Genomic DNA, 12,131 nt, shown 5'->3' on the forward strand with positions numbered 1-12,131 from the left:
AAAAAATTATGTTTCTTAGTACCTTTGTAAAAGGAAATGTAAGTTCTTTAAATTAATAGTGATTGTTATCGCAGGTAAAACTGCTATTGGTTAATCACATTCTTGTATATTTTAAGCTAGCGTAAATCGTGGCACTCACGTTTTACCAATATATAACTAACTGGCTTAAAGGTTATTGATTAGATATTTTCAAATACCTTCAGCTCCACTAATTAAAAAACTCATTATTAAAAGTAATGAGTTTTTTAATGCATTTATTTTGATAATCTGTACAACAGATAAGGTAAATTATCCTTATTGAGTGTTAGGCGCTAACAAATAGAAAACATGAAATTAAACATATTTAATAGTCAAGAAGAATTAAACGAACAATTGGCTAAACAAATTATTGCTATTGCCAATAAAGCCATTGCAGAAAAAGACCAGTTTAATTTTGTATTAACTGGCGGAAGCTCACCAAAAGGTTTGTACAAACTACTATCTACTACTTACAAAAATGAAATAGACTGGAACAAAACCTATTTCTTTTTCGGGGATGAAAGAACCGTATTGCCTTTTGAACAAGAATATAATGGCTTAATGGCCAAAGAGAACTTTTTTGATAACCTATCGTTAAAAGATGATCATATTTTTTACGTAAACACCAATTTACAACCACAAGAAGCCGCCGCAGATTATAAAAAAAGACTAAATATACATTTTGGTGGCGCCCCTATTATTTTCGACCTTATTTTGTTGGGCATGGGCGATGATGCCCACACGGCTTCCATATTTCCTCAAACAGATTTGATTAATAATAACGAAGCTACTGTTGCCAGCGTTTGGGTAGAAAAACTGAATACCAATCGTATTAGTTTAACAGCTCCTTTAATTAATCAAGCAAAAAACATCGTTTTTATCACTTTTGGCAACAATAAGGCCAAAGCTTTGCAAAAAGTTTTAAGTACAGAAAAAGATGTTGCCAACTACCCTTCGCAAATCATTAAACCTTTAAATGGAGATTTGCAGTGGTTTATAGACAAGGAAGCTGCTAATTTATTAAACTAAACTTTATAGCATACGTTCGTATTATTAAACAATACCTAATATCTTCTATTTTTTTAGTTTAACGCTATTGGGTATAGCCTTAGCTATTAGAAATGTTATTATCGAAATATCATCTTGTAAAAATTACTTAACTAAAAAACCGTTCCCACAGACTTTCTTTTAACCCTACATAAATTCCATCTGCTTTTTCCTCTACCGGATAAACATCAATATAATCGCGTTGTCCTTCCGCTCCTTTTCCCGTCTCCAAGTTATATTCGTAACGGTGTATTGGGCATACAATATTTCTACTTTTACACCAACCTCCACTTAAAATACCGCCAGCATGCGGACAAGTGTTTTGCATCGCGTAAAACTTTTGTTGGTGCTTAACCAAACATATTTTTTTGCCCTCTAACTTTATTAATTTCACAAAATCTTCTTGAGGCAACTCAATAGCTATCTTAACCCATTTCATTATTAGTAGTAAAATTACTTTATCAAGATACATATATTATCATATTGTAGCATAATTAATTACCTTTGCAGCCTTAATTTATGGCACATCAAATTCCAGAAGACGGCACTTTACTTCCTTTAATGGAAGATTTTTACACTATTCAAGGCGAAGGTTATAACACAGGTAAAGCTGCTTATTTTATTCGTTTAGGCGGTTGCGATGTAGGTTGCCATTGGTGCGACGTTAAAGAAAGCTGGGATGCCGAACTACACCCGCTCACTAAAGCCGATGAAATTGCGGCAAAGGCATCAACTTTTCCGGGCAAAGCCGTTGTGGTTACCGGTGGCGAGCCGCTAATCTATAATTTAGATTACCTAACTAAAGAACTACAAGCCAAAGGAATTTTAACTTTTATAGAAACCTCTGGAGCTTATCCCCTTTCCGGTTCATGGGATTGGATTTGTCTATCGCCTAAAAAATTTAAAGCTCCCAGACCAGACATTGCTCCGTTTGCCAACGAACTAAAAGTAATCGTTTTTAACAAAAGCGATTTTGAATGGGCAGAAAAATATGCCGAAATGGTTGGCCCTAATTGCAAATTATATCTTCAGCCAGAATGGTCTAAGGCCAAAACCATAACACCGTTAATTGTTGATTATGTAATGGCCAATCCTAAATGGGAAATTTCTTTGCAAACACATAAATTCTTGAACATTCCATAATAGTTCTTGCAGTATAATCGTTCTAAGTTGGTTAATTGTTTGTAAATTGCTTAGCCAATTTTTCCTTTTAACTTTTCACTTTTCATGAGTAGGTACTTACTTTTTATATTCTTTATTATATGCAACGTAGCTTTTGGGCAATCGTTAGTTAAAAAAGCACAAAATAGTTTTGACGATGCGCAACAATACGTAAGGCAAAACATTTTCGACGAAGCAATAAAGCATTTAAACGCGGCAGTAAAAGCCGATCCTAAATTTCAACAAGCTTATGGCCAGTTGGGCGATATTTACAAAAGGCTAAAAAATACCCAAAAAGCTAAAGAAAATTACAGATTAGCGGTTAACGCTGCTCCTGTTGAAAATGCCAATGTTTATTTTTTATTGGGCGAAACTGAGCTACAAACTGGCGACTACTTACAAGCAAAACAAAGCTTTGAAACCTTTTTAAACAAGGGCAAGCAGTTAAATCAAAAAATTATTGACAAGGCAAAAAAATATATCTTAGATTGTGATTTCTCTATAGAAGCCATTAAAAATCCGGTAGCCTACCAACCATTTAACATGGGTTTTTATGTAAATAGCGAATATAGAGATTACTTTCCGGCATTAACTGCCGATGGACAAACCATTATTTTTACCAGAAATATAAAAGGTAATGAAGATTTTTATACCTCTACCCAAAAAAATGGAGAATGGCAAAAAGCTAAACCACTAAGCAATAATATCAATACACCTAACTATAACGAAGGTGCACAATCTATATCGCCCGATGGCAGGTATTTATTTTTTACTGGATGTAACCGCCCCGATGGAGTGGGAAGGTGCGATATCTATGTTTGCATAAAAGAAGGGAACGATTGGGGAAAACCAATTAACCTAGGTAATGTAATTAACACTAACGAGTGGGAATCGCAACCATCAATTAGTGCAAATGGCAACACTTTATATTTTTTAAGTAATAGACCGGGTGGTTTCGGCGGTTACGATATTTGGAAATCTAATTTAGATGTAAACGGACATTGGACAACGCCAACCAATTTAGGCCCAAACATTAACACACCTTATGATGAGGGCACACCATTTATCCATGCCGATGGCCAAACCTTATTTTTCTCTTCAGACGGTTGGCCAGGATTAGGGCAAAAAGATATTTTTTATAGCAAACTACAAAGTGATGGCACCTTTTCTAAGGCAGTAAACTTGGGCTATCCTATCAATACTTTTAACGATGAGTTTGGCTTTATTGTAACTGCTGATGGGCAAGAAGGGCTTTTTTCTTCTGATTTAGACGGAGGTTTTGGAGATGTAGATATCTATAAATTTAAACTTCCCAACCATTTAAAGCCAAACCCAATTACTTATGTAAAAGGCACAGTTAGAGACAAAGACACAAATAAACCGCTAGAAGGAAATGTAATTGTGGTTAACTTAAACAAAAAATCTACAGCCTATAACGAGATTACAGATCCAGAAACTGGAGAGTTTATTGCTGTAACGCCTACCAACAACAAATATTCTTTTAATGTAATTGCCGATGGTTACATGCTTTACTCTAAGCACCTAGATATAAAAAATGAAGATGCCAATAAACCAATAGACTTAGAGATATTGATGGAAAAAATTAAAGCAGGCAACAAAGTAAAGCTGAACAATATATTTTTCGACACCAATAAATTTGATTTACTGCCACAGTCTATTGTAGAATTAAATCTTGTAACCGAACTATTAAAAAACAATCCCACTATGGAAGTTGAGATACAGGGGCATACCGATGATGTAGGCAGTTTAAAGGATAACCAGGTACTTTCTGAAAATAGAGCAAAAGCAGTTTACAACTACCTGTTAGAAAATGGCGCTGCCAAAAAACAGCTTAGTTACAAAGGATACGGCGAAACAAGGCCTGCTGCTGATAATGGTACACCAGAAGGCAGACAGGAAAATAGGAGAACAGATTTTCTAGTGATGAAAATATAAACGATTATTAATTAAAAAGTTACTGCTAGCTTTATAACAACAGTATTTTTCCACTCTTGCGCTAAATTTGTTATAGCGCAAGAGTGGAATGGCTTAAACAAGCCTATTTATGATTTGCATGCTAATTCCCTAATTCGCTCATAAACTTAATGCGCATTAGTTGAATTTCTTCTCTACTGTAATCAGTTTCTCCCAAATCTTTTAACGCTATATCTATCGAATCGGTTTCTGCCGAACGAAAATAATCAAACACCTCGTCTTGCCTATCTTCGTCAATCATTTCATCTACATAGTAGGTTAAATTCAGTTTAGTTCCAGAGTTTACAATAGCCTCTAGCTCTTTAAGTACATCTGCATAAGCAATACCTTTTGAGCGGGCTATATCTTCTAAACCAATTTGTCTATCAATATTTTGGATAATGGATACCTTTAACGCAGATTTATTGGCCTGCGTTTTAATTACCATATCTATTGGCCTATCAATATCATTATCTTCAACGTACTTTTTGATGATCTCTATAAAAGGTCCACCAAATTTTAGTGCCTTTCCGTTTCCTACTCCAGAAATTTGCTTTAACTCATCGTTGGTTATTGGATAATGCGTACACATTTCCTCTAACGAAGGATCTTGAAAAACTACAAATGGTGGTACATTTTTCTGTTTTGCTATTTTTTTCCTCAGATCTTTTAGCAACTGTAGCAATTGCGTATCTAAAGCAGCTGTGCCTTGTTTAGATTCTTCCTCATCTTCGTCATTGGCTGTTTCTATAATCTCATTTAGGATGAATTTTAAACTATATGGATTTTTCACATAATCGTTACCTATTTTAGTAAGTTTTAATAGGCCGTAGTTATCAATGTCTTTTGCTAAGAAATTATTTAAAACAGCTTGTCTTAACAACGATTTCCATAAGATTTCTCCATCGGCCTTGCCTAAACCAAACTCTGGCAATTTACTCTGCTCGTATGCTATGGTTTGAGCAGTTTCGTAGCCCATAAAAATATTTAGCAAATGGGCATCATCAAACTTCTCACCGGTGCTGCCCACTAACTTAAGCAAGGTCAATAAATGAGGTTCTGCATCGAAATATTGTTTAGGTTTCTTGCAGTTGTCGCACATGCAGTTACAACCCGTTTCGTTAAAGTTCTCGCCAAAATAATGTAAAATTTGCTTTCTTCTACAAACAGAAGATTCGGCATAATCAATTACTTCTTTTAATATTTGTGTGCCAATTTCGCGTTCAGAAACTGGCTTATCTTTCATAAACTTGGCTAACTTTTCTACATCTTTTTGAGAATAGAAAGCTACACAAACGCCTTCTCCACCATCGCGACCGGCCCTACCTGTTTCTTGATAATAGCCTTCCATACTTTTCGGAATATCATGATGGATTACAAACCTTACATCGGGCTTGTCAATGCCCATTCCAAAAGCAATGGTGGCTACAATCACTTCTACATCTTCCATTAAGAATTTGTCTTGTGTTTCTGCTCTTACTTTTGGTTCTAAGCCTGCGTGGTAAGGCAATGCCTTAATGCCGTTAATATTTAAAGTTTCTGCTATTTCTTCAACTTTTTTTCTGCTCAAACAATAAATAATGCCAGACTTGCCCGGATTGTATTTCACGTATTTGATGATTTCTTTGGCAATATTTTTCTTAGGACGGATTTCGTAGAATAAATTGGGCCTGTTAAACGACGATTTGAACAACGTTGCATCCGTCATACCTAAGTTTTTAATAATATCTTGCTGCACCTTAGGTGTAGCCGTTGCCGTTAATGCAATAATTGGAATATGTTCTCCTAACCCAGCTATTACTTGCCTAATTTTTCTATATTCTGGCCTAAAATCATGTCCCCATTCAGAAATACAATGCGCTTCATCTACCGCAACGAACGAAATTTTTAACAAACGTAAAAACTCTATATTATCGGCCTTAGCTAAAGACTCTGGCGCAACATACAACAGTTTAGTATGCCCGTTTAACAAATCTGTTTTAACTTGTGTAATTTCAGATTTATTTAAGGAAGAGTTTAAAAAATGGGCCACACTATCACTGCCACCAAAAGCCCTAATTTGATCTACCTGATTTTTCATTAGGGCGATAAGTGGCGAAATTACGATGGCAGTACCTTCGCTCATTAATGCAGGTAATTGATAACAAATAGATTTGCCCCCACCGGTAGGCATAATTACGAAAGTGTTCTTCCCCTCTAATATGTTGGTGATAATCGATTCCTGATCACCTTTAAAATTATCGAATCCGAAAAAAGTTTGAAGGTTATCAAATAAGGATTTCTTAACGTCCATTTCTTGTGCTAAATATTGTGTGCTATTATTATTCAAAATAACATATTTTTTGCAGTAATTAAAGTATTAATTTACTAATTAATTCTCTTTAAAAAGTAAAATCTGTCACAAAATTTGTAATTGTTACATTACAGTCCGCTAAAAAACATAATTATAAAACCTTAGTTCCTTAGTTGTTGTTAGTTAGTAAATAAAATAACAGTTAACAAAAAACGGCTGTTTTATATGGATTCAGTTCCTAAATTTGTTGTAATAAAACCATATCATTTAAATATATATATTTGCTCTTGAAATGAATAAAAACAGGTATGCATTAATTATGGCCGGTGGCGTTGGAAGCCGTTTTTGGCCAGTTAGCCGCACAGAGTTCCCTAAACAGTTTATCGACTTCTTTGGCGTTGGCAAAACACTTATACAGAGCACTTACGAAAGGTTTTTAAACATCTGTTTACCCGAAAATATTTTTATCGTTACCAACGAAATCTATACAGATTTAATTAAAGAACAACTGCCAAATTTGGCCGATAACCAAATATTAGCAGAGCCTTTAATGCGCAACACGGCTCCTTGCATTACTTATGGCTCTATTAAAATTGCAGAAATCAATCCTGATGCAGTAATTGTTGTTGCACCTTCAGATCATACCATTGCAAATCAAAAAGCTTTTATTAATGCAATTGAAACCTCAATAGAAGTTGCTGCAACATCTGATTGTTTAATAACCTTGGGCATTAAACCAAACAGACCCGATACTGGATACGGTTATATCCAATACACTGAGGAGGTTTTGGCTGAAAACGAGGAGGTCCATAAAGTAAAAACGTTTACCGAAAAGCCCAATCTAGAACTGGCAAAATCCTTTCTTCAAAGTGGCGATTTTCTTTGGAATGCAGGTATATTTATTTGGTCTGTTAAATCAATTAATAAAGCTATACAAAGGCATTTACCAGACATGCACGAGATTTTTAGTGGCGGCCGAGCTGTGTATAACACTGCTGATGAAAAGGCTTTTATAGCTAATGCCTATCAGCTTTGTACCAATATTTCTATTGATTTTGGCATTATGGAAAAGGCCGATAATGTATTTGTACTGCCATCAGATTTTGGCTGGTCTGATTTAGGCACCTGGGCCTCTATCTACGAAATGGCCGAAAAAGATTACGTGGGCAATGCCGTTATACCTGCAGAGCATGTAATGATGTACAATTCTTCTAACTGCATGGTAAATGTTCCAAAAGATAAGTTAGTTATTTTACAAGGCATGCACGACTATATTGTAGTAGAAGCAAACAATACGCTAATGATTTGCAAGCGTGCCGAAGAACAGAATGTGAAAAATATAGTAGCTGATGTAAAAACTAAGTTTGGAGGTAAGTTTATTTAAAACATCAATCCCTCCTACAGGAAACTTATCAAATAACTTTATATTATGGATTTCGTTGCCTTATGGCCTCGTACAAAATAACTCCAGCAGCTACAGAAACATTTAACGATTCGATTTTACCTGCCATCGGAATTTTAGCTAAATGATCCGAAACCCTTAACAAATCATTAGAAATACCTTCATCTTCCGAGCCCATTACAATGGCAGTAGGCAAGCTGTAATCTGGAGCATAAATAAAATCGTTAGTTTTTTCGGTACAAGCTACTATCTGCAAGCCACTATCTTGTAAAAACAAACACACTTTGTGCAAATTTGCATGCCTACAAACCGGAATAGAAAACAGAGCCCCCGCAGATGTTTTAATGGCATCGGCATTAATTTGGGCAGCATTTTTTAACGGAACAACAATGGCATGTACACCCACACAAGCAGCAGTACGGGCAATGGCACCCATGTTACGCACATCGGTAACACTGTCCAAAATCAAAATTAGTGGCGTCTCTCCTTTTTCATAGATAGCTGGAATAATATCTTCAATGTTTTGATAAGTAATTGGGGAAATTACGGCAATAACTCCTTGATGATTTTTCTGGGTCATCCTATTCAGTTTCTCTATAGGCACCACACTCATCGGAATTAATGAACCAGACAACAAGGCCTTTAACTCTAAAAACAAATCTCCAGACAAACCTCTTTGCACATAAATAGTCTCGATATCTCTACCAGCCTTAATTGCTTCTATTACAGCTCTAATACCAAATACAAATTCATTATTTTCTTTAACGCGTTCGTTACGCTGAGGTCGTCTAAAATTATCCATAGCTATTATTGAATTTGCAAAAGTAGTTATTTCAGTTGGCAGTTTTCGTAATCAATAGCTTTTTGAACGAGCGAATAATAATTTTATTTTCATACTTTTAACATTTTGGCAGTTTCACACTGCCACAACTTCCCTTTATCCACACAGAATTGTTTACAACTCAATTTGAGGTTATAATATACTAAAAAATTTCATCGGTTTAGCATTCAACTTGTTGACAAACGTCTAATAACTTATTCAAACAAACGGTTCTATTTTTAGTTACTTTTGCTTCATGAGTACCGATAACGAACAAAAAGGACAAGGCAAATTTTCAGTATCTGCCCGGAAGAATAGACTAGCCAATACCATTAGCACTGTAGATAAAATACAACCGCAAGCTACCGATTTGGAAGAGGCTGTTTTGGGAGCTTTGATGTTAGAAAAAGATGCCCTTTCTGCAGTTATTGATGTATTGAAAGCAGAACTTTTTTACGACGAAAGACATAAAAGAATTTTTGAAGCTATCCAATCTCTGTTTCAAAAATCGAAACCTGTTGATATTTTAACGGTAACCTCAGAGTTAAGAGCCAATGGTAATTTAGAAATGATTGGTGGCGCATATTACGTTACTTATTTAACCAACAGAGTTTCTTCGGCAGCCAATATCGAATACCACGCTCGTATCATTTCGCAAAAATACATCCAACGTGAGCTTATTAGAATTTCTACCGAAATCATTAAAAACGCTTACGAAGATACTACAGATATTTTCGACTTGTTGGATATGGCCGAAAAGAACCTTTTTGACATTGCCCAAAACAACTTGCGTAGGGATACGCAAAAAATGGACGATATCATTAAGCAATCTTTGGCTTCATTAGAAGAACTACGAACTAAAACCGATGGTTTAACAGGTGTTCCTTCTGGATTTACAGATTTAGATCGTATTACTGGCGGATGGCAAAAATCTGATTTGGTAATTATCGCTGCACGTCCGGCGATGGGTAAAACAGCCTTTGTACTTACTGCAGCACGTAATGCAGCCGTAGATTTTAACAAACCAACCGTAGTATTCTCATTAGAGATGTCGTCTGTTCAGTTGGTAAACCGTTTAATTTCTGGAGAGGCCGAAATTGAACAAGAGAAAATTAGAAAAGGTAACCTTGCAGAATGGGAATGGCAGCAATTGCATAGTAAAATTGGCCGACTTTCGGAGGCTACTTTATTAATTGACGACACTCCTGCCCTAAATATTTTTGAGTTTAGAGCGAAATGCCGTAGGTTAAAATCGCAATACGATATTCAAATGATTATTATCGATTACTTGCAGTTAATGCATGGTAAAGGCGAAGGCGGAGGTAACCGTGAGCAAGAGATTGGTAGTATTTCGAGAGCACTAAAATCTGTAGCCAAAGAATTGGAAGTGCCAGTTTTAGCACTTTCGCAGTTAAGTCGTGCGGTCGAAAGCAGACCAGGACAAAATGGTAAAAGACCAATGCTATCCGATTTGCGTGAATCTGGATCTATTGAGCAAGATGCGGATATGGTACTCTTCTTATATCGTCCAGAGTATTATGGTATTATGGAAGACGAAAGCGGCCGATCAAACGCTGGTGTTGGTGAGGTAATTATTGGTAAAAACCGTCATGGCGAAACCGGAATTGTACCGCTTAGATTTATTGGTAAATATGTGAAGTTTGGTGATTTAGAAGATAGTTTTATGCCGCCTTCTAGCTTCTCTGCAGGTAGCGATAGCGCAATGATGCCTTCAGAAAACTTTGGCAATCCTGGAAATATCATCATTAGACCATCGAGTATGAATGATATGTTGGATGATGATCCTCCGTTTTAAAAAAATATATTTTTTAGGATACTTAATTACAGTTATTACTACTATAAAAAACACTACACCCTCATTATATAAGTTAAAAGGCCGTTATCGAGATTTTCGATAACGGCCTTTTTTAGTAAGCTAAATGCTAATTACATAACTCACAAATCAAAATGTGCTTATTATTTCAGGTCAAATACAAAACCTATGTTAATGCTCGATCTAGAGTTCAAAAATTTATTAGCTTGATATTGGGCATTAATATCTGCAAAGCCCGATTGTCCATCTAATTCAAAAAATAATTTTGTTTTTTGAGATACGGGAATTTTAACACCAATACCTAAATCCAAACCAGCATCAACAGACTGAAACATCGACTTCAAATCTATATTAAAACGTGTATCTTTCGCCGACATCAGAAAACCAAGGTAAGGTCCAAAATGTAAATACCAATTCCTCTTCTTACCAAAATGCCAGTTAGCCATAACAGGAATAGTGATGTAATCTAATCTATAATCAGTTGTATAACTTTGTCCGTTTAAATCTTGTATATAACCCCTATCCCAACCTTTTTGATCGTAAGTTAGTTTCGATTTAATACTCCATCTATCAGAGAAAAAATAATCTCCAGAAATTCCCAAGTTTAAACCATTCCTAGAGCTAGAATTAGTCTGTGTACCATTGGATACGGTTGCGCCGTTATATCCTACATTTACTCCTAATTCAAAACTACCCTTTTGTTGCGAAAATGCTGTGAATGTTCCTATTGATAATAAGAATGCGATAATTAGTTTTTTCATTTTTTGTTTGGTTAAAAATTTGCCAAATATAACTTTAACATTCAATCAAACAAACTTGATTTTGATTAACTAACTCGCCTTAGCTTCAGGCTTTTCTTCTCCAAAAATCCACCATGCTTTTTTAGGCGATTTCAACTTAAATATTGGAGCTGTTTCTTTGTATTTTCTAATGTGATCTACCACTTCATCAATATCATCTGTAAACAGCAATAAATCCATATCTTCTGGGCTGATAGTTTTTTCTATCTTCATTTTTTCGATATGTAGATAAACGTCATGATGAAACTCTTTACCCATAATTATAATAGGAAACTTTTCTACCTTACCTGTTTGAATTAAAGTTAGCGTTTCAAAAAGTTCATCAAGCGTACCAAAACCGCCAGGCAACACTACAAATCCATAAGAATATTTTCTCAGCAGTTCTTTTCTCACAAAGAAATATTCAATATTTACAGAAGTGTCTAAATACGGGTTTTCGTGCTGTTCGTGAGGTAAAACAATGTTACAACCTACCGATAAACCTCCCGCATCTTTAGCTCCTCTATTGCCAGCTTCCATAATACCAGGGCCACCGCCAGTCATAATGGCAAAACCCAGTTTTGATATTTCTGCCGAAACTTTACGAGCCATTTCATAATATGGATGATCTTCTTTAAACCTTGCAGAACCAAAAACTGTAACACATGGGCCAACAAAATGTAATTTTCTAAATCCTTTGTAAAACTGATAAATTACGCCTAAAACATATTTCAATTCTTGCCATCTAGTTCTTGCCCCTTTTAAAAAACTTACTTCTTCTCTAACAAACTTGTTCATTTTTC

The 12,131-nt window shown here is 35.4% G+C and carries 10 protein-coding genes; 5 read left to right on the top strand and 5 right to left on the bottom strand.

The genetic code is table 11. The features are described 5' to 3' along the window. Window positions 1-327 precede the first annotated feature (327 nt). The gene (gene pgl / locus B3I52_RS07305) at window positions 328-1,047 is read left to right on the top strand and encodes a 6-phosphogluconolactonase (protein WP_293299964.1); all 720 of its coding nucleotides are present in this window, start codon (window positions 328-330) and stop codon (window positions 1,045-1,047) included. A gap of 127 nt (window positions 1,048-1,174) precedes the next feature. On the opposite strand, the gene B3I52_RS07310 is transcribed toward pgl, so the two are convergent. After that, window positions 1,175-1,504, bottom strand: a complete 330-nt coding sequence (locus tag B3I52_RS07310; protein ID WP_293299965.1) for a Rieske (2Fe-2S) protein — start codon at window positions 1,502-1,504, stop codon at window positions 1,175-1,177. A gap of 80 nt (window positions 1,505-1,584) precedes the next feature. Between B3I52_RS07310 and B3I52_RS07315 the strand changes: the two genes are divergently transcribed. After that, the gene (locus B3I52_RS07315) at window positions 1,585-2,208 is read left to right on the top strand and encodes a 7-carboxy-7-deazaguanine synthase QueE (protein WP_293299967.1); all 624 of its coding nucleotides are present in this window, start codon (window positions 1,585-1,587) and stop codon (window positions 2,206-2,208) included. A gap of 84 nt (window positions 2,209-2,292) precedes the next feature. Beyond that, a complete protein-coding gene (locus B3I52_RS07320) occupies window positions 2,293-4,182 on the top strand; it encodes an OmpA family protein (protein WP_293299969.1) in 1,890 nt (629 codons plus the stop codon). 121 nt (window positions 4,183-4,303) lie between these two features. On the opposite strand, the gene recQ is transcribed toward B3I52_RS07320, so the two are convergent. Further along, window positions 4,304-6,493 carry a DNA helicase RecQ gene (recQ, locus tag B3I52_RS07325; RefSeq protein ID WP_293300198.1) on the bottom strand — a complete coding sequence of 730 codons (2,190 nt, stop codon included), beginning with the start codon at window positions 6,491-6,493 and terminating at the stop codon, window positions 4,304-4,306. Between the two features lie 292 nt (window positions 6,494-6,785). Here recQ and B3I52_RS07330 point away from each other — a divergent pair, with 292 nt between their 5' ends. Then, window positions 6,786-7,877 (top strand): mannose-1-phosphate guanylyltransferase, encoded by a 1,092-nt coding sequence (locus B3I52_RS07330; RefSeq protein ID WP_293299971.1) that lies wholly within the window; start codon window positions 6,786-6,788, stop codon window positions 7,875-7,877. 43 nt (window positions 7,878-7,920) lie between these two features. On the opposite strand, the gene rlmB is transcribed toward B3I52_RS07330, so the two are convergent. Further along, a complete protein-coding gene (rlmB, locus tag B3I52_RS07335; RefSeq protein WP_293299973.1) occupies window positions 7,921-8,697 on the bottom strand; it encodes a 23S rRNA (guanosine(2251)-2'-O)-methyltransferase RlmB in 777 nt (258 codons plus the stop codon). A 274-nt stretch (window positions 8,698-8,971) separates the two neighbouring features. Here rlmB and dnaB point away from each other — a divergent pair, with 274 nt between their 5' ends. Continuing rightward, window positions 8,972-10,531 (top strand): replicative DNA helicase, encoded by a 1,560-nt coding sequence (gene dnaB, locus B3I52_RS07340; RefSeq protein WP_293299975.1) that lies wholly within the window; start codon window positions 8,972-8,974, stop codon window positions 10,529-10,531. Between the two features lie 161 nt (window positions 10,532-10,692). Here the strand turns inward: dnaB and B3I52_RS07345 are convergent, their stop codons facing one another. After that, window positions 10,693-11,310: a porin family protein gene (locus tag B3I52_RS07345; protein WP_293299977.1), complete on the bottom strand. Its 618-nt coding sequence runs from the start codon at window positions 11,308-11,310 to the stop codon at window positions 10,693-10,695. A 69-nt stretch (window positions 11,311-11,379) separates the two neighbouring features. Continuing rightward, complete coding sequence (locus B3I52_RS07350; protein WP_293299979.1) at window positions 11,380-12,126, bottom strand: TIGR00730 family Rossman fold protein; 747 nt, start codon at window positions 12,124-12,126, stop codon at window positions 11,380-11,382. Between the last annotated feature and the right edge of the window lie 5 nt (window positions 12,127-12,131).

Origin of the sequence: Pedobacter sp. UBA4863 (assembly GCF_002399615.1) — a bacterium.
Taxonomy (GTDB): Bacteria; Bacteroidota; Bacteroidia; order Sphingobacteriales; family Sphingobacteriaceae; genus Pedobacter.

Coding starts and splice junctions, on each gene's coding strand:
- dnaB (WP_293299975.1), top strand. CDS start 8,972: ATGAGTACCGATAACGAACAAAAAGGACAAGGCAAATTTTCAGTATCT.
- pgl (WP_293299964.1), top strand. CDS start 328: ATGAAATTAAACATATTTAATAGTCAAGAAGAATTAAACGAACAATTG.
- B3I52_RS07310 (WP_293299965.1), bottom strand. CDS start 1,504: ATGAAATGGGTTAAGATAGCTATTGAGTTGCCTCAAGAAGATTTTGTG.
- recQ (WP_293300198.1), bottom strand. CDS start 6,493: ATGGACGTTAAGAAATCCTTATTTGATAACCTTCAAACTTTTTTCGGA.
- B3I52_RS07330 (WP_293299971.1), top strand. CDS start 6,786: ATGAATAAAAACAGGTATGCATTAATTATGGCCGGTGGCGTTGGAAGC.
- B3I52_RS07350 (WP_293299979.1), bottom strand. CDS start 12,126: ATGAACAAGTTTGTTAGAGAAGAAGTAAGTTTTTTAAAAGGGGCAAGA.
- rlmB (WP_293299973.1), bottom strand. CDS start 8,697: ATGGATAATTTTAGACGACCTCAGCGTAACGAACGCGTTAAAGAAAAT.
- B3I52_RS07320 (WP_293299969.1), top strand. CDS start 2,293: ATGAGTAGGTACTTACTTTTTATATTCTTTATTATATGCAACGTAGCT.
- B3I52_RS07315 (WP_293299967.1), top strand. CDS start 1,585: ATGGCACATCAAATTCCAGAAGACGGCACTTTACTTCCTTTAATGGAA.
- B3I52_RS07345 (WP_293299977.1), bottom strand. CDS start 11,310: ATGAAAAAACTAATTATCGCATTCTTATTATCAATAGGAACATTCACA.